Source organism: Pelomonas baiyunensis, assembly GCF_043555935.1.
Classification (GTDB): Bacteria; Pseudomonadota; Gammaproteobacteria; order Burkholderiales; family Burkholderiaceae_C; genus Pelomonas; species Pelomonas baiyunensis.
Window position 1 is genome coordinate 486,232 of sequence record NZ_JBIGIB010000004.1, and the last position, 21,471, is coordinate 507,702.

General features: G+C 68.1%; 18 protein-coding genes. 6 read left to right on the plus strand and 12 right to left on the minus strand.

Annotated features, from left to right (window positions below; translation table 11 throughout):
- Positions 1–485: 485 nt before the first annotated feature.
- The 6 genes from ACG01O_RS16305 to ACG01O_RS16330 all read right to left on the minus strand — a co-directional run bounded on the left by ACG01O_RS16305 (position 486) and on the right by ACG01O_RS16330 (position 7,649).
- Complete coding sequence (locus ACG01O_RS16305; protein ID WP_394386180.1) at positions 486–941, minus strand: ubiquitination-like system serine protease family protein; 456 nt, start codon at positions 939–941, stop codon at positions 486–488.
- Positions 938–2,119 carry a ThiF family adenylyltransferase gene (locus ACG01O_RS16310; protein ID WP_394386181.1) on the minus strand — a complete coding sequence of 394 codons (1,182 nt, stop codon included), beginning with the start codon at positions 2,117–2,119 and terminating at the stop codon, positions 938–940. The genes ACG01O_RS16305 and ACG01O_RS16310 overlap by 4 nt, the downstream gene beginning before the upstream one ends.
- Entirely contained in the window at positions 2,094–2,834 is a 741-nt protein-coding gene (locus tag ACG01O_RS16315) for a multiubiquitin domain-containing protein (protein WP_394386182.1), read from the minus strand. Before ACG01O_RS16315 ends, ACG01O_RS16310 begins: the two co-directional genes overlap by 26 nt.
- A gap of 86 nt (positions 2,835–2,920) precedes the next feature.
- Positions 2,921–6,304: a UvrD-helicase domain-containing protein gene (locus ACG01O_RS16320; RefSeq protein ID WP_394386183.1), complete on the minus strand. Its 3,384-nt coding sequence runs from the start codon at positions 6,302–6,304 to the stop codon at positions 2,921–2,923.
- A 2-nt stretch (positions 6,305–6,306) separates the two neighbouring features.
- A complete protein-coding gene (locus tag ACG01O_RS16325) occupies positions 6,307–6,873 on the minus strand; it encodes a hypothetical protein (RefSeq protein ID WP_394386185.1) in 567 nt (188 codons plus the stop codon).
- Positions 6,873–7,649: an RNA polymerase sigma factor gene (locus tag ACG01O_RS16330; protein ID WP_394386186.1), complete on the minus strand. Its 777-nt coding sequence runs from the start codon at positions 7,647–7,649 to the stop codon at positions 6,873–6,875. Before ACG01O_RS16330 ends, ACG01O_RS16325 begins: the two co-directional genes overlap by 1 nt.
- A gap of 431 nt (positions 7,650–8,080) precedes the next feature.
- On the opposite strand from ACG01O_RS16330, the gene ACG01O_RS16335 reads away from it, so the two are divergent.
- On the plus strand, positions 8,081–9,964 hold the full coding sequence (locus ACG01O_RS16335; RefSeq protein ID WP_394386188.1) for a phosphoenolpyruvate carboxykinase (GTP): 1,884 nt from the start codon (positions 8,081–8,083) through the stop codon (positions 9,962–9,964).
- Positions 9,965–10,063: 99 nt separating this feature from the next.
- Here ACG01O_RS16335 and ACG01O_RS16340 read toward each other — a convergent pair whose 3' ends face one another.
- From ACG01O_RS16340 to ACG01O_RS16350, 3 genes are all read right to left on the minus strand, one after another.
- Positions 10,064–10,279: a hypothetical protein gene (locus ACG01O_RS16340; RefSeq protein ID WP_394386189.1), complete on the minus strand. Its 216-nt coding sequence runs from the start codon at positions 10,277–10,279 to the stop codon at positions 10,064–10,066.
- 122 nt (positions 10,280–10,401) lie between these two features.
- Positions 10,402–12,210 carry a hypothetical protein gene (locus tag ACG01O_RS16345; protein WP_394386191.1) on the minus strand — a complete coding sequence of 603 codons (1,809 nt, stop codon included), beginning with the start codon at positions 12,208–12,210 and terminating at the stop codon, positions 10,402–10,404.
- A gap of 161 nt (positions 12,211–12,371) precedes the next feature.
- Positions 12,372–12,908: a DUF924 family protein gene (locus ACG01O_RS16350; protein ID WP_394386193.1), complete on the minus strand. Its 537-nt coding sequence runs from the start codon at positions 12,906–12,908 to the stop codon at positions 12,372–12,374.
- Positions 12,909–13,088: 180 nt separating this feature from the next.
- Between ACG01O_RS16350 and ACG01O_RS16355 the strand changes: the two genes are divergently transcribed.
- Entirely contained in the window at positions 13,089–14,183 is a 1,095-nt protein-coding gene (locus ACG01O_RS16355) for an acyltransferase family protein (protein WP_394386194.1), read from the plus strand.
- A gap of 88 nt (positions 14,184–14,271) precedes the next feature.
- A complete protein-coding gene (locus ACG01O_RS16360) occupies positions 14,272–17,064 on the plus strand; it encodes an ATP-binding protein (protein ID WP_394386195.1) in 2,793 nt (930 codons plus the stop codon).
- A 24-nt stretch (positions 17,065–17,088) separates the two neighbouring features.
- Here ACG01O_RS16360 and ACG01O_RS16365 read toward each other — a convergent pair whose 3' ends face one another.
- A complete protein-coding gene (locus ACG01O_RS16365) occupies positions 17,089–17,790 on the minus strand; it encodes a helix-turn-helix transcriptional regulator (protein WP_394386196.1) in 702 nt (233 codons plus the stop codon).
- 69 nt (positions 17,791–17,859) lie between these two features.
- Between ACG01O_RS16365 and ACG01O_RS16370 the strand changes: the two genes are divergently transcribed.
- A complete protein-coding gene (locus tag ACG01O_RS16370; RefSeq protein WP_394386197.1) occupies positions 17,860–18,069 on the plus strand; it encodes a hypothetical protein in 210 nt (69 codons plus the stop codon).
- Positions 18,070–18,107: 38 nt separating this feature from the next.
- Positions 18,108–18,881, plus strand: a complete 774-nt coding sequence (locus ACG01O_RS16375) for a substrate-binding periplasmic protein (RefSeq protein WP_394386198.1) — start codon at positions 18,108–18,110, stop codon at positions 18,879–18,881.
- A 44-nt stretch (positions 18,882–18,925) separates the two neighbouring features.
- Here the strand turns inward: ACG01O_RS16375 and ACG01O_RS16380 are convergent, their stop codons facing one another.
- A complete protein-coding gene (locus tag ACG01O_RS16380; RefSeq protein ID WP_394386200.1) occupies positions 18,926–19,321 on the minus strand; it encodes a VOC family protein in 396 nt (131 codons plus the stop codon).
- Positions 19,322–19,403: 82 nt separating this feature from the next.
- On the opposite strand from ACG01O_RS16380, the gene ACG01O_RS16385 reads away from it, so the two are divergent.
- Positions 19,404–19,979, plus strand: a complete 576-nt coding sequence (locus tag ACG01O_RS16385; protein ID WP_394386201.1) for a TMEM165/GDT1 family protein — start codon at positions 19,404–19,406, stop codon at positions 19,977–19,979.
- Here ACG01O_RS16385 and glpK read toward each other — a convergent pair.
- Positions 19,968–21,455, minus strand: a complete 1,488-nt coding sequence (gene glpK, locus ACG01O_RS16390) for a glycerol kinase GlpK (protein WP_394386203.1) — start codon at positions 21,453–21,455, stop codon at positions 19,968–19,970. The two genes, ACG01O_RS16385 and glpK, sit on opposite strands and share 12 nt — an antisense overlap.
- Between the last annotated feature and the right edge of the window lie 16 nt (positions 21,456–21,471).

Genomic DNA, 21,471 nt, shown 5'->3' on the forward strand with positions numbered 1-21,471 from the left:
AACCCTGCGGCGCCAGCAGCGCGCTCGCTTGGAAATAGAGGCGTGGGATCGAACGCCCGCTGTGGGCCGTGAGTTCGGAAGCCCGGACTTTGATCGCCTGATGGAGGAGGATCACCTCGGTGGTGTGGGCGTATTCCACCCTGCGTTGAGTGCGTACCGCAAAGCTCGTTAAGTGTGAGCCGTTTTGGGACTAGGCGCTCCAGTGGCCGAGCACCCATTCCCACCTATGCGTGCTGTAGTCGAAGCGCCAGTGAGCCTTGACCCACTTGGTCTTGCGGAGTGGCTGAAGAGTCCTCATGTTCTGCATTCGGTCAATTGGCTTTGGGGGCTTCGGCGCGTGGAAGTTCCTGATGCCCATAGTCACTCCTGTGAAACGTCAAAGACGGCTCCGGACATGCCTCGCATGCCGGACTAGTGATGCCAATTGCAGGTGAGCCGGCCTCCATCGGCTGCCGTCTTCAAATTGCTGGCAAAACAGCGCTTGGCTACTTCGAAAGCCACCCTAAGAGGCGGGACAACGGACCGCTGGTTGGCGCCTTACCTCCGGCAGACGAGGTCGACGACGCGTCTGGCTGTGCATGTGCCGGCGGCACTTTGGTGCCGTAGTACGCCGCCTTCACCTTCTTGTCCCGCCGCCGTTCCGCTTCGATACGAGCGGCAGACCAGGGGCCAGCCTCGATGACCTGGTTTCGCCTGATGAGGTAGTGCGAGCGGCATGCCTGGTTCCAATTGCCTACCGACGGTTCAAGCGTTACCGATTCCCCATCGAACTCCATGCTCCAGTCCGTCGGTGTGAAGGGTGTGACCACGCGCTCGCCGCAACCGCAGCAGCACGAGTGCACCGCGGTCGCGTACTCCATCGAGATGTACAGGACGCCGGGCTCCAGCTCTCGCGGAACGTTCCGGACAAACCGGTGCTCGAGAGTGCGGTGCCGCATCATGACTGGTCTCCGTTCAGCAACATCCCGCCGTCCGTGGTGTAGGTGCAGTGGTGCTCCCGCTCAAGGTCACGGTAGAAGCCGCGAAGCTTCTTCCACTTCACCACCGCCAGGCAGGCGTTCAGCGCATTAAGGTCGGCGACCTGGATGTTGGACGCATACAGGTCCTGGCCACCACCGCCGGCGAAGGAGATGCGGCCCTGGTGGACGTGTTCGCGCTTCTCTGGCGTGCTCGTGGTGACGCGCAGGATGCCGCCGAGGCTGCCGTCCGTGAGTTCCAGGCCCATACCGACGTCTATGAAGGGCACGCCCAGGGCCTCAAGCTTGGCCACGACGGCGCGCTTCTCCTCGCCGGCATCCATGCTGAGGAAGGCGAAGGTGATGCCGTCGAGCAGCCCCAGCGCCTCCGCCTTCATCTCCACGGGGTGCGCCTCAATGAAGCGGTGCATGCGCTCGTAGATGCCTTTCAGATAGTGCACCTTCTTCGGAGCATCGCGCAGTTCCTCCAGCGTCGGCGCGCCGGGCGCACGGAAGGCGTTGTGCGACAGGAAGACGTCGGGGTCGAACAGGCGAATCTGCTTCACCGGCGTCTTCGCGACGAAGTCGAGGATGTAGCCGCCGGTGCCGCCGAGGCCGATGATGGCCACGACCTCCTGCTCCAGCTTGGCGGCCAGCGCGCCGATCCCGACGCGGCTGGAAGCCGTGTCGAGGTAGTTGAAGACGCTGGCCTCCTCTTCCTCGTCGCCGCCACGGAACACGCGCGGGCTGAAGCCTGCCTGCAGCACCGCTGCCGGACCGGACAAGATGGTCGCGTAGGTCGACATCTTGGCGTAGTAGTCCGGGTAGCCCAGGTCGCTCGGCTTGCTGGAGAACGTGAACCGCGCCTTGAGCCCTTGGCCAAGGTCCGTGTTCGGCTCCTGGTGCGAGATGCCCGGCAGGGGCGTTCCATCAGCGTTGCAGGGGAAGTCGCCGTCCCAGTTGATGACATGCGTCTCGGGCTTGCGGGTGCGGTCGCCGGCCAGGTCAAGGGCCGACGATAGCGTGCCGAAGCGCACCTCGCGCTGCGCGTTGACGTAGGGCACTTCCAGCATCACCAGGAGGCTGCCCTGGATGCGCACGAAGTAGCCCTCCGAACGAAGGCGGGCGAGGTCGGGATTAAGACTGAACAGTGCGGGTGACATTGAAGATCGTCCCTTGCTTCTTGACTTCGACGGAGCCGCCCTCGCCGAGCTCGCCGGCGTGGGGGAGCGAGGCCGCATTGCGGTAGGTCATCGAGAACTTGACGTTCGTCTCGCTGCCCGCGTTCGGGTAGTACAGCTTGACCACCTGCTCGAAGGTGACGTGTTTGTCCGGCACGATCTTTTCTTCAGAGTTGACCAAGATGACGTAGCCCGTGTTCGGCTTGGGCGCGGTGATGAAGCGCTCGATGCCGGGGGCGTCGAGGTTGATGCGCTCATCCGGGTCGATCAGGCGGTCTTCACCGCCGCGAACCTCCAGGAAGACGGCCTCGTCCGGCGCGGCGTCGGCGAGGTCATACAGGACGCTGCCCAGGATTTCGGCGCGGCCCCAGGCCAGCTGACGGTCGTTCATCCAGAACTTGAAGTCGCGGTCGGACTTGAACGCGATGAAGCGCTCAGCGCCCTTGCCGCGCAGGTCGAAGGTCTCGTCCAGGCGGACATCCTCGAAGTCACCCGTGTCCAGGTAGGCGAACAGGATGTAATCAGCGCGGTGGTCCAGGCCTGCGCTGGCCAGGATTTGCCTACCGGTGGGAACCGGGTCCGGCACATCAATGTTGCGGAAGGTCAGCCCCTCTAGGGCAAACCGGAAGCGATAGGCGGAAGCCTCCCTCAAAGCACGACCCTCGCGGATCGCATCACCAACGTCGTCGTAGTTCATATAGTCCTTGTGAGGTCTGTAGGAAGCTCCATTGCTGCCCTACACCCCATCAATCGGACCGACCTGACGCCGCCGGTAAACTTTTTCTAGAAGGCCTTCAACAACGTCCCCAGCGGCACGGCGCCACACACGAAGAATGCCGGGCAGTTGGGGCACGTCATGTCTGACGCCACTGCCCGGAAGTTGCCAGCACGGATGTCGCCCAGGATGCCGCTCAACTTGGCCTGGCGATTGGTCAATTCCTTGGGCGTCAGCACCAGCGGCTTGGCTTCAGCGTCGGCCAGATAGACCAACTCCACGACCGCATCCGGGAATGCGGCGCGAGCCGCGAGGACGAACGCTGCGGCCCCGACGTCCTTGCCTTCGCTGGCGGCGGCGTGCCCGGTCTTGACCCGACGCAGTGTTCGAACCCCGTTGCGCACCAAAACCTCGTCAGGCCTGACCTCAACCTCATGGTTGTCAAAGGTGATTCGCAACGCAGTTGGAGCTTCCACCAGAGCGCCGGCCCGTGACTCGAGGAAGTAGCCAAGCATCGACGACGCCATGGCACGGAATTCCTCAACGTAGCCGTGGTCATGAAGTCCATGGGCGACAAACGCCTCTGCAAGCAGTGTGTCGCACTGACCTGCCGAGATGGCGCCCTCGGCAATGACCGCTCTATAGACGTAACGGATGGCCTCATGCATCAACATGAAGGCGCTCACTCGTCGGCGGCCGCCAACCTGCAGCAGATGCGTGTAAAGGAACCGCCGCCCGCACCCCTCATAGAGGGCAATTGCCTCGGCGCTAAAGCGCGGCGTACCTGAGAACTTCACCGGTATGTGCGCAACATCTGGGGCCGGCGGCAACACCGTCGATGGCATGACCAGCTCTGGCTTGATGCCGCCGATTCGTTCAAGGAACTTGGACAATGGTCTGGACGCGCCGTTGGACTTCGTCGTGGCGGCGTAGAACCCTAGATGGTCCCTGGCCCGCGACATTGCCACGTAGAAGAGGCACTCCTGCTCCTCGTTGTGCGCGGCTCGGGCAATTTCGTCTGGGCTACCCTGCCCGCCTGTGACCATGCCGTTCGGCGGCGGACACTTGGAGGGCCGGATGGCGCCCGGGATTGAGTCCTGATTCACACCCACCATGTGGACGACAGGGAACTCCAGGCCCTTTGACCCATGGATAGTCATCAGGCGCACCGCGTCGATGCCTTGTGCCGCGACAGGAAGTTGCCTTAGGTCCCTGTCGTCGCGCAGGCGCAGGAGCCTCCGGACGCGGTCCGCCAGGCGCTGAATCGGGAGACCTTGGCCGTTGGGTTGGACCCGCACGAAGTTCATGAACTGCCAGATGGCAATGCCTTGTGCCTTGTCGGGAACGCTGGACGACGAGGCAATGCGCGCCGCCCGTCTGGTTCGGTCGAGCAAGAGAGTCGCCAGCACCGTCCAAGGCTGGGAAGTGGCGGTGAAGCCGTCCAGCGCGGCCCCAAGTGCAGCTAGGGCGGCCTGCCCGTCGGGCGTGACGTCGGGTGCTCCTTGCCGCCATGCTCCAGGCTCAACTTCTGCACTGCGCAAGCGCTCAAACACGCACGCTGCGTCTTCAAGCGCCATCGCGAACTCGGGCCAGCAAGCGGTGCGAATCAGGCCCATTGCGCGCCGGTCCACGAGGAGCGTCAGCACCGCAACCAGGTCCTTTATCTCGGTGCGCTCGAAAAGGCTGCCCAGGAACAGTACGGGCACGCCGGCACGCTCAAGCTCTTGGCCGGTGTCGGACAGCCTGTCATTGCCTCTGCAGAGAACCGCCTGGTCGCAATAGCGGAAGCCTGCTGTCCGGAAGCGCTCGATGCTGTCGACGAGCGCCGGCGTCACCAGCGCGCCACCATCGACCGTGATGACTTCAGGCCTTGCGCCACCTGCGCCGCGGTCGGCTTTGAGCGCCGTAGGCCCGTCCGCTGCGCTCATGGTGGTCGCAAAGGTCGAGAAGGCGTCGACGATTTCCGAGGTGGAGCGGTAGTTAATGTCTAGGCTGTCTCGGACCCCTCCTGGGAAGTCCTGGTGGCCGAATCGCGCCATGTTGAACGACGAGGCTCCTCGGAAGCGATAGATGGATTGCTTGGCATCCCCAACGACCCACAGGTTCTCCCCTGTGGGCTTAAGGGCCGTAAGCAGCCGCACGCTGCTTCGGTTCACGTCCTGATACTCGTCGACCAGGATGTGGTCGTAGTCGCCCTGAAGCTGGGTCCTGACTGCTTCGTCGCGCTCTAGCAGGAGCACCGACTGCATAACCAAGTCGCCGAAATCGACGCATCCTGCCGTGGCCTTGAGTTCCTCGTAGAGCGCATAGACCTTGGCAACCTCTTCTGCCTTCTCAGCTGCTTCGAGGTCGGCCGGGTCGGTCGCCGCCGAGCGCATGCCCTTAGCCAGGGCAAGATAAGCCTGGGGGTCACTGACTTCGTCCTTGGCACGAGAGACCGCGGTGAGGATATCGGCCACGGTCTGCGAGGGGTCGTACAGATTTCGGTAGTGCTTCAGACCGAGCCGAGGGAACTCGTTTTCGAGCAACTCAACGGCCTCGGTGCGGTCCATCAGCCGAGGGTTTTCGGGTAGCCCACACCGGTCGTTGAAGCGCCTGAGGATGTCCAGGCCGAAGCTGTGGAACGTGCCAATGCACAACGCGGCCGCTTGCTTTGGGCGCTCCTGCGCGAGCCGATCCGCCATCTCTCCGGCGGCCTTGTTTGAGAAGGTGAGGAGGAGGATGCGCCTGGGGTCAACGCCATCGTCGAGGAGTCCCTCGACGCGGGCCACCAGCGTGCGCGTCTTCCCCGTACCTGGACCGGCCTGGAGCAAGAAAGCAGCGCCGCGGTGCTCGGCGGCGGTTCTCTGCTTGTCGTTCAGCGGGATTTCGACCGGTTCTGCCGCGGCGACGTTCGGAAAGGCAGGCAGCAACAGGGCGTCCAGCATCTGCTGCGCGACAACCTCAAACCGAGCCCCGAGTCGCGCGGCGATGGCGGAGCAGGTCTGGCTTTGGGCTACATGCTGGTCGATCACCAAGTGTCTTGGAAGTAGTAGCTCCCGCGCGAAAAGGTCCATCTGGACTTCCCGCCGCTGACGCCGGCTGTAGTCGACGACGCGGTCCATCCCGACAGGTGCTGCCTCCGAGGTTCGCGCCGGGTCGATGCTTGTTGAGGGCTCAGCCTCCTCTTCGCCATCACCCAGCTCCGCGTGCCCGACTTCGTGCGCTACCAGGAACGCCTGGTCGAAAGGTGACCCTTTGGTCTCGTGGAGGATGAGGGGAATGTCCGGGTCAAAACAGGCTCGGCCCCCATCGAGTAGTTCACTATCTGGAGCGCACTTTTCGACCCTGATGCCGAGATCATTGGCTATCCCGACAGCGAACGCGTACGGCTCCCATGGATTGCGCCCACGTTGAACTGCCTCATCGTGCAGTCGCCGAGCGTGCTGCCGACCCAGCTCTATCGGGTCCACAGCTACTCCTCGCGGAGCAGTTTCGAAATGCTTTGGTCGTCGAGGCCGGCGTCTCGCAAGACCTTCTCAAACGACACCTTCTCAGGTGCTGTTGGCTTGACGGTCGACTTCTTTGCTCGGACCGCTGAGACCATCGGAGGAAGCATGAGATACGAAAGAAGTGTCTCTGTCGATGTCTTCAGTGCCTCCGCCACCGTCGCGGCCACACGTCGAGGCAAGGTCGCTACGTCTATTCGACGTTCGCGGAACGCAACACCAACTTGCAGAGGCAGGGCAAGTAAATCGAACGCCGCCGTGAAGGTCCTAGCTGGTGCAACCTGAAGGGCTTGAAGGGACACAGTGCTCTCGCGAAGTCGCTCCATACGTGACGAAATGAGGGCTACTTCCGCGGCACTTGGCGGATCGTCGTCGTCAATCTCACGGGACAGTTCCCTGGAAAGATCGACCAACGCGATTGCGTGCTCTGGGTACTTAGCGAGGTAGCGCTGGAGGACGCCTGCGCCAGGCTCAAAGTCCATGGCGAAAGCCCTGAGGACGTCTTCTGCCGGGGTTGCGTGATTTCTGGTCATCACAACCTCCCCTTGCGCTCGAGGCGACGCCGCAGCGATGCGAAAGCCTTATCCCGATGCGTAGCAATGGTCTTCGGGGTCTTGCACAACACTTCGCTGATAGAGCTAACTGAGGGGTCGCTCGACTCGATGGGAACTTCCTGGCGCAGCATCACGACAATCCTCCTTTGGAACTCAGGCAGGTTGTCAATCGCGTCATCGAGGAGCAACCAGTAATCTTTTTCGTCGAGCGCGTCGGCGTTGAATGGGTCGTAGTCGCCCATGGCTTCGTGCACATGCTCGGGCACCTCATCATCGTTGGTGCCAAGCTCCTCGGACCGATTTTCGTGCTTCCAATGGCGGTCGCTTGCGTCGTAACGATCACTCGCGACGGCCGAGTTGAAGTTGACTTCGTAGTAGTCGAGCCGCTCGTCGTACTGCCCCCGATCGCTGAGCAGCAGGTCGACGAAGTGGTCGACAACTTCCTCCTGGATGTTCTTCTCGGTCAGAGAGCTGACGGCACCGCTCGACCTGGAGGTCGACCTCGCCAGTCGAACAACGCGGTCAAGGAGCGCCTGTGTGAGCTTGTCGCGGTGAGTGCCAGCAGGCGCGTTGCGGATGAAGTACAGCAGCGCCTCTGGCGACACAAAGCCTGGCGCGCTACTTTTCCGTGCGGCCGCGCGCGCTTCCAGCTCTTGGGGGCTGATGGCGGCTAGGTCAGCGAGTTCTGCTTCGACTACATCGCGCCGGCAATAGGGAATGCCGTCAAGCGTGTTCTTGCGGAGGGGGCGTGACACGACTATTCCTCTGTCTCGTGTGCGTGTGGCCCTTTCTGCGAGGGCTCCTCCGGAAATGTAACAGCGAGGCTGCCGCTGGCCTGACTCGCCCGGCAAGTGGCGCTGGAACTAGGCGGGGGTGGGTCGCGGTGAGGCCCAATCCGGTTCGCAGCCAAAGTTCAGGATTCAGCGAACAAAGTTCAGAAATCAAAGAACTTCGACAGCCACCACGGGTTACACCCGCTTTCGCCACCCGCCGAGCCCGCCTTCGCGAGCCGCGTCAGCAATTTCCCGGGCGTCGCATGGCGTTATTCCGGTTTTGCATGACCCCACCGACCTCGGTGGTTACAGCATGATTACATTGAATCGGACAATCCACGTCTCGGCCCGGTGTGCTTCGGCCAGCTCGCAACAGCTGACCCAAACACATCCCCATGATCGGAGCTTCCACCATGAACCAACCCGTGATGCAGGGCCTGCGCCTGAGTCTGCCCAGCTACGTGAAACACGCCCGGCTGATTGCCTGGGTGGCCGAGATTGCCGCGCTGACTGAAGCGGCGGACGTGTACTGGTGCGATGGCAGCACCGACGAATACCAGCGCCTGTGCGACCAGCTCGTGGCCGCCGGCACCTTCAAGAAGCTCAACCCCACCCTGCGCCCGGGCAGCTTCCTCGCCAACTCCGACCCGAGCGACGTGGCCCGGGTGGAAGACCGCACCTTCATCTGCTCCCAGAACAAGGACGACGCCGGCCCCACCAACAACTGGATGGCCCCGGCCGCCATGCGCGAGCTGCTGCAGACCGGCGACAACGCCCTGTTCAAGGGCTGCATGCGCGGCCGCACGCTGTACGTGGTGCCGTTCAGCATGGGCCCGCTGGGCTCGCCCATCGCCCACATCGGCGTGGAGCTGAGCGACAGCCCCTACGTGGCCGTGAACATGCGCACCATGACCCGCATGGGCCGCGCCGTGATCGAGCTGCTGGGCACCGACGGCGACTTTGTGCCCTGCGTGCACACCGTGGGCGCGCCGCTGGCCGAAGGCCAAGCCGATGTGGCCTGGCCGTGCAACCCGACCAAGTACATCGTTCACTACCCCGAAACGCGCGAAATCTGGAGCTACGGCTCGGGCTACGGCGGCAATGCGCTGCTGGGCAAGAAGTGCTTCGCGCTGCGCATCGCCTCCACCATGGGCCGCGACCAGGGCTGGCTGGCCGAGCACATGCTGGTGCTGGGCGTCGAGAACCCTGAAGGCAAGAAGTACCACGTGGCCGCCGCCTTCCCGAGCGCCTGTGGCAAGACGAACTTCGCGATGCTGATCCCGCCCCAGACCTTTGCCGGCTGGAAGATCACCACCATCGGTGACGACATCGCCTGGATCAAGCCGCATGCCGACGGCAAGCTCTACGCCATCAACCCCGAGGCGGGTTACTTCGGCGTGGCCCCCGGCACCAACACGCTGACCAACCCGAACTGCATGGCCAGCCTGCAGCGCGACGTGATCTTCACCAACGTGGCGCTGACCGACGACGGCGATGTGTGGTGGGAGGGCATGACCGACACGCCGCCCGCGCACTGCATCGACTGGCAAGGCAAGGACTGGACGCCAGAGATCGCCAAGGCGACCGGCGCCAAGGCCGCGCACCCGAACGCCCGCTTCACCGTGGCCGCCACCAACAACCCGGCGCTGGACCCGGCCTGGGACAACCCGGCCGGCGTGGCGATTGACGCCTTCATCTTCGGCGGCCGCCGCTCCACCACCGTGCCGCTGGTGACCGAGGCGCGCGACTGGACCGAAGGCGTCTACATGGCCGCCACCATGGGCAGCGAGACCACCGCCGCAGCCGCCGGCCAGCAGGGCGTGGTGCGCCGCGACCCGTTCGCGATGCTGCCCTTCATGGGCTACAACATGAGCGACTACTTCCAGCACTGGCTGGACCTGGGCGCCAAGCTCTCGGCCTCGGGCGCCAAGCTGCCGGCCATCTACTGCGTGAACTGGTTCCGCAAGGGAGCCGACGGCAAGTTCGTGTGGCCCGGCTACGGCGAAAACATGCGCGTGCTGAAGTGGATGCTGGACCGCCTGGAAGGCACCGGCGGCGGCGAAGAGCACGTGTTCGGCGTGACGCCCGGCTACAACGACCTGAACTGGGACGGCCTGGCCTTCACGCCCGCCCAGTTCGACGCGGTGACCCGCATCGACGCGGCCGAATGGCAGGCCGAACTGAAGCTGCATGACGAGCTGTTCGCGCAGCTCGCCCACCACCTGCCGGCCGCCTTGCCGGCCGTGAAGGCGCGCATCGAACAGCGCCTGGCTGGCCTCGACACGCCGGCCGCCTGAGCCCCGAGTTCCCTCTGACGTTTCAAGTGCAACAACTTTCGGGCGCCTTCGGGCGCCCGCTTTTTTTGCACCGTCCTTTGCGCCGACGGCTGCGCGCCGTCAGCGGCGGCTGAACACCAGCAGCAGCCCGCCCACCGCCAAGGCACCCAGCCCCAGCCAGACCGGCAGGTTCACATGCTCGCGCTCTTGCGCCGAGACCTCCAGCGAGCCCACCTTCAGGACCGTGGTGTCCTTCGTGTAGCTGAACCCGCCCAAGGCCAGACTGACCGCACCCCCGACGAGCAGCAGGATGGCAATGACTTTGGTGGCACCCATGGCAACCTCCGTGACTTGAGAGGCCCCCAGGTTACGGACGGCCGCCGCACGCGCCCGGTGCACAAGCGCGCACCCGGCTGTCAGACGGGGCCGACGGCGCCCCTCCCGTCAGTGCCGCCGCGTCAGGGATAAGCCTTGAGCGTGGCCGTGTTGCTGCCGCCCTGGCAGCGCGCGGCGTCGCCCGCGTCGTTGATGACGTGCTCGATGCTGCCCTTGTCCACCAGGCACACGGTGATCATGTGCTGGAAGCGCACACCCGCTGCGGTCGGCGCCTCGATGGCGCGGTCCAGCACCACCTCGGGCTTCAGGAACACGCTGTACATGCCCAGGCCCCAGGCCTGGTGGCGCGTCACGGCAGGGTCCACCCAGTACGCCGGGTGGCCGCGCCCGGTGGCGCTGCGCCACTGGGCCTGCGTGGGCGGGTCGTACGGAATCTCGGACTGGAAGAAGTAAACCCGGCCGCCATTGCCGCGCCACACCACCTGGGCCTTCTGGAAGTGCTCGACGAACAGGCCGTACATCGTCACGTCTTCGCCCTCCACCCACAGGCCGTGGTCGGACGGGTTGCTGTCCCAGCCCACGCCTTCGCCGTGGTCGGCGCGCCAGATCCAGGTGTGGTCCACCACGGTGTCGTGCGCATGGATGCGCAGCGCCGTGTGCACCCGGCCGGGCGCGGCACCGCCGACGCGGAAGAACACGTCGTGCAGCACGGTCGGGTCGGCCCGGTGGCGCTGGCGGCTGCCCGGCGGGCCCACTTCCATCAGCACGCCGGAGTCTTGTTGGCCGGCGTCCAGAAAGAGGCCCGCCACGGTGAGGCCGTCCACATCGGCTGTTTTCACCAGCGGCACGCCGGTGTCCGAGCGCAGCGTGGGGAAGCCCAGGCCCAGCACCACAGTGCCCGGGCGGGTGATGCGCAGGGTGTCGGTCAGCAGGTATTCCCCCGGCGTGAGCAGCAGGTGCTTGCCCGCGGCCAGCTGCGCGTTCATGGACGCCGCGGTGTCGCCCGGCCGGGCGATGTGAAAGCGCGAGATCGGCACCGTGCGGCCGCGCCCGGCGCCCGCTTGGGCTGACTGGGTGCCCGGCGCACCGGCCGCCCAGGACACGCCCACGCTGTCGCGCCGCAGGCCAGGCACCTGCACGGCGTAGCGGCCTTGGGCGTCGATGAAGAGGAAGGGCTTCTCACGCACCAGCGGCGTGGTGGCGACCTTGGTGTAGCGCGCCCCCGGCGTGGGGAACTCGCCCTCGGGCGGGCGGGGCACGCCCACGAACACCATGTTCCAGTTGGAGCCCGTCCAGCTGCCCCAGGCGCTGTTGCGCGACAGCCATTGCTGCTGCGTGGCGGAGTTGACCTGCCCGTCCACCAGCACATCCGAGAACCAGCCACCGCTGGCCCAGCCGTTGTTCTGGTTGAGCCGGATGTTGCCGCGCACGTGCATGCGCCGGAACGGAATGGCCTGCGACACCGCCCACTGCAGCGTGTTGTTGCCGATGCCCAGCGTGGGTGTGACCGAGAAGTTCTCGGCGCCGCGCCAGAAGTTCTGCGTGGCGTTGTCGTTGTCCAGCAGCGCGGTGGAGCGCAGGTCGCCGATCACGTGCACGTCGTCCGGGTGCGCGCCCAGGCCCAGCACCTGGGTGAAGAAGCCCACTGGAAGGCGCAAGTCGCGGTAGGTGCCGGGCTTGAGCAGGATGGCGTCGCGCCGCGGCCCGAAGTGGTTGGGCTGCTGGGCCTCGTAGATGGCGTCGATGCGCTGCTGCAGGCCGGGCGTGGCGGGGTCCACCACGTGCACGTGGGGCCCGAAATCGGGCGCCGGGGCGGCGGGCGCAGCCTGGGCGCCGGTGCCGCTCAGCGCGGCCAGAGCCACCCCGGCGGCCAGGGTGGGAAGGCGCCGCCCGGCACCGGGCCGGCGCGGGCTTGCTGCAGGGCTTCGCATGTCTCGTCCTTGTCTCGTTCTTGCTTCGTTCTTGGGGCCGCTCTTGAGGGCCGCCCAAGGCAGCGCATCGTTTGGCAACTTAAATTGGAATCGGTTCCAATTCGCGGATTGGATCACGCCTGAGCGATTTGGCGGCCCCGGGTTAGTCCGGCGGCCGGCCTTCAGAAGCTGGAGCCGGGCTGGGTCAGGAAGACCCGTTCCTCGTCCGTGGAGGCGCGCCCCAGGATGGCGTTGCGGTGCGGATAGCGGCCGAAGCGTTCGACGATGGCGCGGTGCTGCCGCCCGGACTTCTGCGTGGCGGCGCTGGCCCGCTCGGCCATCAACGGCGCGCCCAGCGCGTGGATGGCGGCCGACTCGCTGTGCATGTAGGGCAGATAGAAGAAGGCGCGCTGGGCTTCCGGCAGCGCCAGGTCGGCCCCGGCGGCCACGGCCTCCTGGGCCAGGGCCAGGGCGAGCGGGTCGGCCGCAAACGCCGCCGGCGTGCCGCGGTGGATGTTGCGAGAGAACTGGTCCAGCACGATCACCTCGGCCAGCCGGCCGGCGGGCGTCGCGCGCCAGGCCAGCAGTTCGCAGCGGCAGGCCTGCGCGTGCAGCGGGCCGAAGCGGGTGTGGATGGCGGCGTCCAGCGCCGGGTCCACCTTCCACCACTGGGCGGGCTGCAGTTCTCGAAACCAGAAGTCCAACACGGCGTCTTGCATGGCGGCCACGATAGCGCGGCCCGCGCGCGCCGCCCGCGTGCCTGTCGGCCGGCTTGCAAAGTCGTGTGAAGCGCCGGCAACCACCTGAAACGGATGGGGTTTCCCCGAAGGAGGCCCGCTAGAATTGTCATCAGTCCGAAACAACGGGCCTGCGCTTGCAGGCCCGTTCTTTTTTTGCCCATGTCCACCCCCGTTCGCCGCCTGCCGCACATTGACGCCTTGAAGGCCATCGCCGCTCAGGTCATCGTGCTGCACCACCTCGTCAGCTACGGCCCCATCGCCCGTGCCGCGCACGAGGTGATGCCGTGGCTCGCCGGCGCGCTGCACCAGTACGGCCGCATGGCGGTGCAGGTGTTCCTGGTGGTGGGCGGCTACCTGAGCGCGCGCGGCCTGTCACCGCGCGGCAAGGCGCTGCAAGTGGGCGTGCCCGAGCTGCTGTGGCGCCGCTACCTGCGGCTGACGCTGCCCTTCCTGGCCGCTGTGGGCCTGACGCTGGGCGCCAGCAGCCTGGTGGCCGCCAGCTGGCCCGAGCTGGTGCCCGGCGAGGTGACGGCCGGCCAGCTGCTGGCCCACGCGCTGCTGCTGCACGATGTGCTGGGCTTCGAGGCCCTGACCGTGGGCGCCTGGTACGTGGCCATCGACCTGCAACTGTTCGCGCTACTGGTGGGCCTGCTGTGGGTGGCCCGCAGCGGCTGGCGGCACCCCAGCCGCCTGGTCGTGGGCCCGGTGCTGGTGGCTGGCGGTGTGCTGGCCTCGGCCTTCGTGTTCAACCGCCAGCCGTCGCTGGACGCCTGGGGCCTGTACTTCTTCGTCTCGTACGGCCTGGGCGCCCTGGTGCACTGGCTGGGCCTGTGGACGCACCGCCGCCTGGGCCTCGTGGCCCTCGCGCTGGCCATGGGCACGGCGCTGGCGCTGGACTGGCGCGACCGCCTGGCGCTGGCGCTGCTCACCGCGCTGGCGCTGGCCTGGGCGCAGCAGCGCCACAGCGCGGGCCTGCCGCTGGTGTCGGCCCGCTGGGCCGAGCGCCTGGCCCGCGCGGCGACGCCGTCGTACGCCTTGTTCCTGCTGCACTTCCCGGTGCTGTTGATCACCAACGGGCTGCTGGCCCACGGCCAGTCGCAGGGCTGGGCGCCCACGGCCACCGCCGGTGCCGTGGCCTTGCTGGCCACCTGGGCCCTGGCCAATGTGCTGGCCCGCCCCTTCCACCGCTGGGTGGAAGCCCCCGCCGCTCGCTGGGACCCGCTGGCCTGGCTGCCGCGCCTGCGCACGGCCTGAGGCCGCCGGGGCGGCCCCGCCCACACTGCGTGCTAAGGTCGCGCGCCGCCCGCGCTGTTGCCACTGACCCGGGCGCCCCACCCGCCCGATGAGCCCCCTGTCTTCTTTCGCCCCCGACACGCCCGAGACGCTGCAAGACAAAGCCTCTCGCATCCTCGTCTGGATCAGCACCGGCATGGGTGCCTTCACGCTGCTGGTGGGCCTGCTGATGGCCCACCGCGTGGGCGTGGCGCCCTGGGACAGCCAGCGGGTCACTTCAGGCGTGGCCCTGCTGGGGCTGGGCCTGGTGGCCGAACTGCTGCGCCGCCGGCAGTTCCAGCGCTCCGCCGCCACCGTGGTGCTGGCCGGCAGTTTGATGGTGGTGGTGGCCAACGCCGCGCAAAGCGGCCTGGGTGTGCACACGCTGGCTCTGGCGGCCGGGCCGCTGCTGGTGGCCGTGGCCGGCGGTGTGGCGGGCAACGTGGCTGCCTGCGCGCTGGCCGTGCTGCACCTGCTGGCCGTGTTCGGCATGGGGGTGCTGGAGGTGCACGGCGTCATCCCGGGCCAGACCGCGGCGCTGCAACCCACACTGGAAGGCCGGCTCAGCGCCCACCTGCTGCTGACCGTGGGCGGCCTGGCCTCGGCCCTGCTGCTCAACCGCATCCTGGGCACCGCGCTGCGCCGCGCGATTGGCGAAGAAGCCCGGCTGGCCCGGCTGGTGCGCGTGTCGCACAACTGGGCCTGGGAGTGCAATGCGCAGTTCCAGGCCGTGTCGCTGTCGGATGAATTCGAGGCCCTCTCCGGCCACAAGCGCGAAGACTTCCTGCGCATGGGCCAGCCCGGCGGCGCCCTGCTGGTGAAAGACGCGGAATACCAGGCGTTGATGGACGACATCCGCGCGCTGCGCCCCTACCGGGACCGTGTCAACGGCTTTCGTGTCCCGGATGGCCGGCTGCTGTGGACGCTGAGCTCGGGCGAGCCGGTGTTCGACGCCCAGGGCCGGCACACCGGCTGGCGCGGCGTGAGCCACAACATCACCGGCGAACGGTTGGCCCTGCAGCAGCACCAGCGCACCGCCTCGCTGCTGGACCGCGTGCTGCGCGCCAGCCCCGACGCCATCTGCGTGGCCCACACCGGCGACGACCGCGTGCGCTTTGCCAACTCCGGCTTCTGTGACCTGGTGGCCCGCCCGCGCGAGGAACTGCTGGGCCGCTCGGGCCTGGAGCTGGGCCTGTGGCCCGACGACACCGAGCCCCGCCGCCTGCGCGAGGCGCTCAGCCAATCAGGCCTGGTGCGCGACTTCCGCACCTCCATCCTCGTGCACGGGCAGTGGCGCGAACTGCTGCTGTCCGCCGCCTTGATGGACTGGGACGGCGAGCCCGCCGTGATGCTGATCGGCCGCGACATCACCGACCGCGAGCGCGACCGCATCGAGGCCGAAGCCATCCTCGACCACGCCAGCGTGGGCCTGGCCATGACCCGGGGCGACCGCTTCGAGCGCAGCAACCGCCACTGGCAAGACATCTTCGGCGGCACGCAGCCGCAGCTGGCGCCCGGGCAGCCGCGCCTGCCCAGCGCCAGCGAAGTGGCCGAGGCGGCCCAGGCCTTCGAGCGCGATTTCATGCGCCCCGACGGCCAGCGCCTGACCGTGCAATTCAACGCACGCGGCCTGCCCGCCACGCTGGCCGGCGCCCACGACGCTGCCACGCTGTGGCTGGCCGAGGACGTGACCGAACGCCGCCGCCAGGAGCGCGAACTCCAGGCCGCCAAGCTGCAAGCCGAAAGCGCCAGCCACGCCAAGAGCGCCTTCCTGGCCACCATGAGCCACGAGATCCGCACGCCGCTGAACGGCGTGCTGGGCCTGGCGCGGCTGCTGCAACAGTCCGACCCGCACGACACCCACCGCACCAAGTACCTGGCCCACCTCGTCAGCGCGGCCGAGTCGCTCAACGAGATCGTCTCCAACGTGCTGGACCTCTCCAAGATCGAGGCCGGCCACCTGGAGCTGGAGCAGATCGAGTTCGACCTGCACGCCCTCGCCCAGGCCAGCTTCGAGGGCTGCGCCGCGCTGGGCCGCGAGCGCGGGCTGGACATGCAGCTGGAGATCGCGCCCGACCTGCCCCGCCTCGTGATGGGCGACCCGCTGCGGGTGCGGCAGATCATGGCCAACTTCCTGGTCAACGCGCTCAAGTTCACCGAGCGCGGCCACATCCGGCTCAAGCTCAGCCCGGCCGAGCCCGGCCGCGTGCGCATCGTGGTGCAAGACAGCGGCATCGGCGTGCCGGTGGACCAGCAATCGCGCCTGTTCCTGCCCTTTGCCCAGGCCGACGACTCCACCACCCGCCGCTTCGGCGGCACGGGGCTGGGCTTGTCCATCTGCCGCGAACTGGCCAGCCGCATGCAAGGCCGCGTGGGCGTGCACAGCGACGGCCACAGCGGCTCCAGCTTCTGGGCCGAACTGGCCCTGCCCACCGGGCTCACGGCCGACGACACCGCCGCCCGCCGCCGCATCCCGCTGGCCCCGCGCTACCCGCTGGCCGGCCAGCGCCTGCTGGTGGCCGAAGACAACCCGGTCAACCGCCTCATCATCACCGCGCTGCTGCAACGCCTGGGCGCCGAAGTGCTGGAAGCCGAAGACGGCGAACAGGCCGTCAGCCTGGCCCGCGAGCAAGCCGACCGCCTGGACGGCGTGCTGATGGACCTGCACATGCCCAAGATCGACGGCCTGCAGGCCACCCAGCTGCTGCGCGCCGAGGCCACCACCGCCCACCTCCCCATCCACGCCTTCACCGCCGCGGTGCTCGACCAGGAACGCCAGGCCGCACTGGCCGCCGGCATGAACGGCTTCATCGCGAAGCCGGTGGCGGAGGACGAGGTGATCCGGGTGTTGGGACGGCGCTGACGCTGGGGCGCCGGCGGCCCCGCATCACGCCGCACCGCGCTCCTGCGACTGCGATTCGTGCATGCGCTTCATGTCCGCCAGCGTCTTGCCGGGTTCGTCGCGGAAGGTGTCGTCCAGCACCTGCAGCGTCTCCACCCGGTCCACGCGGAAGCTGCGGAAGTCGCCGCGCAGTTCGCACCAGGCGGCCAGCGTCCAGACCGGGCCCCAGAACAGGCAGGCCAGCGGGCGCACGGTGCGCTCGCTCTTCACGCCGCCCAGGTCCAGGTAGCCCACACGCAGCTTGCGGCGGGCCTCGGTGGCCTCGCGCATGGCGGTGAGGTGGGCGCTGGTGGCCGCGTCGAGCGCGGGCAGGGGCGCGTAGAGCGCCAGGCTCTCGGCGGCCGCCCGGGCATCCAGCGGCAGCACGGCCAGGATCTTGGACAGCGCGTTTTCAGCCTCGCGCGCCAGCGCGGCGTCCAGCCGTGACTCGGCCAGCCGGACCGCGGCCACCAGGGCCTGCGCTTCCTGCTTGCTGAACATCAGCGGCGGTAGGTCGAACCCCATGCGCATGCGGTAGCCCACGCCGGCTTCGCCCTCGATGGGCACGCCTTGCTGGGCCAGGGCGGCGATGTCGCGGTACACGGTGCGCATCGACACCTCCAGCCGCTGGGCGAGGTAGTCGGCCGTGGTCAGGCGGCGGCCGCGGATGAGTTGGACGATCTGGAACAGGCGGTCGGCGCGGCGCATGCGCGCATTGTGGCGGCCCTGGCACGCGGCTTGCGATGCCTGAAGCGTCTGACCTTGCAGTTTCACGTCATGGCCCTCATCGCATCGCGCTCCAGCGGCACCACCGTCACCGATCTCGTCACCCTGGGCCCCGTGCAGGCGCCCCGCCACGGCCTGCTGGGCGGCGGCTGGGGGGTGGGCGTGGCCTGCTCGGCCCGGCCCGCGGCCGAACGCCACGACCGCTTGCACAAGCGCCGCGCCACCGCGCCCCAGGCTGGGGCCGGCGTGCACCAGCCCTGACGCTGGCCGCCGCGCAGACGTTGAGTTAAAACCGCGGCATGCGCCGCACCGCCCCGCCCTGCCTCACCCGCCGCCAGAGTCTGGCCGCCGGGGTGGCTGGCGTGACCGGCGTGTGGTGGCCGGCCGCCCCCGCCCAAACCGAAACGCCGGGGGTGCTGACGGCCGATGTGATCGACATCCCGCCCTGGGGCCGACGCGGGCCGGACGGCGCCCCAGCGGGCGTGTACGCCGACCTGATGCGCCTGCTGGCCGAGCGCAGCCACTGCGCGATGCAGCTGCGGGTGGTGCCCATCCTGCGCTCCATCGTGGACGTGGGGCACAACGACAGCCAGCTCACGATGATGCTGGACCGCAAGGACATGAACGACGCGGGCCTGCTGATCGGCACGGTCACGCAGCTGCCGGTGCAGCTGTGGCTGCCGGCCGGCTCGACGGTGCGGCAGCTGGAACAGCTGCGCGGTCGCACGGTGGCGGTGCTGCGCGGCCCGACCTACCACGAGGGCGTGCAGAACGACACCCGCATCCAGAAGTACCCGGTGAGCTCGCCGCGCCAGCAACTCGAGATGCTGCGCACCGGCCGGGTGGACGCTGCGCTGGGCGTGGAGCAGAACTTCCAGGTGGCCGCCCGCGCGTTGCGGCTGGGGCCCGATCACTTCGCACCGCCGCTGGTGCTGGGCAGCCGCGACGTGCGGCTGTGGCTCACGCCGGCCTTGGCCCAGCACCCGTGCCGGGAACGGATCGCTCAGGCGCTGCAATCATTGCGGGCCGACGGCAGCATTGCGCGGCGCATGGCGGAGGCCACGGCCGACTGAGGCGGACCTGGGCCGACCTGCGCCGCCTGATGCCGGCGCGGGCCTCAGCCCATCGCCGTGCACAACTCCACCAGCGTGCCGTCGGGGCAGCGCACGTAGGCCACGGTCTGGCCCCAGGGCTTGGTGAGCGGGGCGGCCAGCGGTCGGGCGCCTGCGGCCACCGCACGCTCGAAGGCGGCCGGCACGTCCGCCACGGTGAAGCCGATCTCCATGCCCAGTGGCTGGGGGCTGGCGTCGGCGGGCACGTAGTCGTGCTGCACGCTGTCGCGGGCGGTGGTGTGGTCCACAAAGGCCAGCGTGGTGGTGCCGGCGCCGGTGTCCAGCTCACCGTAGGCGCCGCCTTCGGCCAGGAAGCGGGTTTTCAGGCCGAAGGCGCGATCGAAGAACGCAAGCGACGCAGCCACATCGGCCACGTAGACGAGGGTGTAGGCAAAGCGCATGGGGGGCTCCCGGAAGGAAAGCCCGCATGCTGCGCCGGGTCGCCTGTCAGAGCCTGTCAGCAGGGCTGGAGACAATCACGGCATGCAAGCGTTTCTCATTGCCACCGGTCTGGTGGCCCTCGCCGAAATTGGCGACAAGACCCAACTTCTGGCCTTCATGCTCGCGGCGCGTTTTCAGCGACCGGTGCCCATCATCCTGGGCATTTTTGTGGCCACGGTGTTCAACCATGCGGCCGCCGGCGCGCTGGGCACCTGGCTGACCAGCTTCATCGGCCCCGACGCGCTGCGCTGGGGCCTGGGCGTGAGCTTCATCGCCATGGCCGGCTGGATGCTGATTCCCGACAAGCTCGACGACGACGACACGCCCAAGCCCGGCCACGGCGTGTTCGTGACCACGGTGATCGCGTTCTTCCTGGCCGAGATGGGCGACAAGACGCAGATCGCCACCGTGGCCCTGGCCGCCCGCTTCCCGGCGGACTTTGTCGGCGTGGTGGCCGGCACCACCTTCGGCATGATGCTGGCCAACGTGCCCGCCGTGCTGGTGGGCGGCAAGCTGGCGCAGAAGCTGCCGGTGAAGCTGGTGCACACCGTGGCCGCGGTGATCTTCGCGGTGCTGGGCGTGCTGACGCTGGTGGCCGGCGGACAGCTACTCGGCTAACACCTGCCGAACGGCGCGCTCCCACTGCGCCATGCGGGCCCCCGCTTCGTCGCGCGACATGCGCGGCTCAAAGGCCCGGTCCAGCTGCCAGATCGACGCCACCTCGCCGGTCGAGGCCCACAGCCCCGCGCCCAGGCCGGCCAGCAGCGCCGCGCCGAGCGCCGTGGTTTCAATGACGCGCGGGCGCAGCACCGGCAGGCCCAACAGGTCGGCCTGAAACTGCATCAGCAAATCGTTGGCGCAGGCGCCACCGTCCACGCGCAGCTCCTGCAACTGCGCCACGCCCGCACCGCGCGCCGCGGCGGCGGCCACATCGGCGTTCATGGCCGCCAGCACTGCCGCGCTCTGGAAGGCGATGCTTTCCAACGCCGCCCGCGCGATGTGGGCCTGCGAGGTGCCCCGCGTCAGCCCCAGCAGCGCGCCGCGCGCATCGGGCCGCCAGTAAGGCGCGCCCAGTCCGGCAAACGCCGGCACGAACATCACGCCACCCGCATCGGGCACGCTGGCCGCCAGCGCCTGCACCTCGTGGCTGGCGCCGATGGCGTGCAGCCCGTCGCGCAGCCACTGCACCACCGCCCCGCCCACGAACACGCTGCCCTCCAGCGCGTACTGCGGCGTGGCGCCCACCTGCGCAGCCCGCGTGGTCAGCAGCCCCTGCGTGGACGCCTGCGGCTGGTCGCCGGTGTGCATCAGCAAAAAGCAGCCGGTGCCGTAGGTGTTCTTGGCCTGGCCGGGCGCCAGGGCCGCCTGGCCGAACAGCGCGGCTTGCTGGTCGCCCGCGATGCCGGCAATCGGGATGCCGAACTCGGCGGCCTGCCCGAACACGCCGGCCGACGGGCGCACCTCGGGCATCAGGGCGCGCGGGATGTCGAACGCGGCCAGCAGCTCGTCGCTCCAGTCGCCGCGGTGGATGTCGAACAGCAGCGTGCGCGAAGCGTTGCTGGGGTCGGTGGCGTGCACGCGGCCGTCGGTCAGTTTCCACAGCAGCCAGCTGTCGATGGTGCCGAACGCCAGCTCGCCCCGCACGGCCCGCTCGCGGGCGCCGGGCAGGTGGTCCAGCAGCCAGCGCAGCTTGGTGGCCGAGAAGTACGGGTCCAGCACCAGGCCGGTCAACTCGCGGATGCGCGGCTCCAGGCCCTGGGCCTTCATCTGCTCGCACAGCGGCGCGGTGCGGCGGTCTTGCCACACCAGCGCGCGGTGCAGCGGCTCGCCGGTGCGGCGGTCCCACAGCACCACGGTTTCGCGCTGGTTCGTGATGCCAATGGCCGCCGGCTTCACGCCCGCCTTCGCCAGCGCCTCACGCGCGCAGGCCACCTGGTGCTCCCAGATCTGCTGGGCGTCGTGCTCCACCCACCCCGGCTGCGGAAAGTGCTGCGGCAGCTCACGCTGCGCCACGGCCAGCAGGCGGCCGGTGCGGTCGAACACCAGCGCGCGTGAACTGGAGGTGCCCTGGTCCAGAGCTAGCAAGGCCGTCATCGCCATCCCTTAGAGT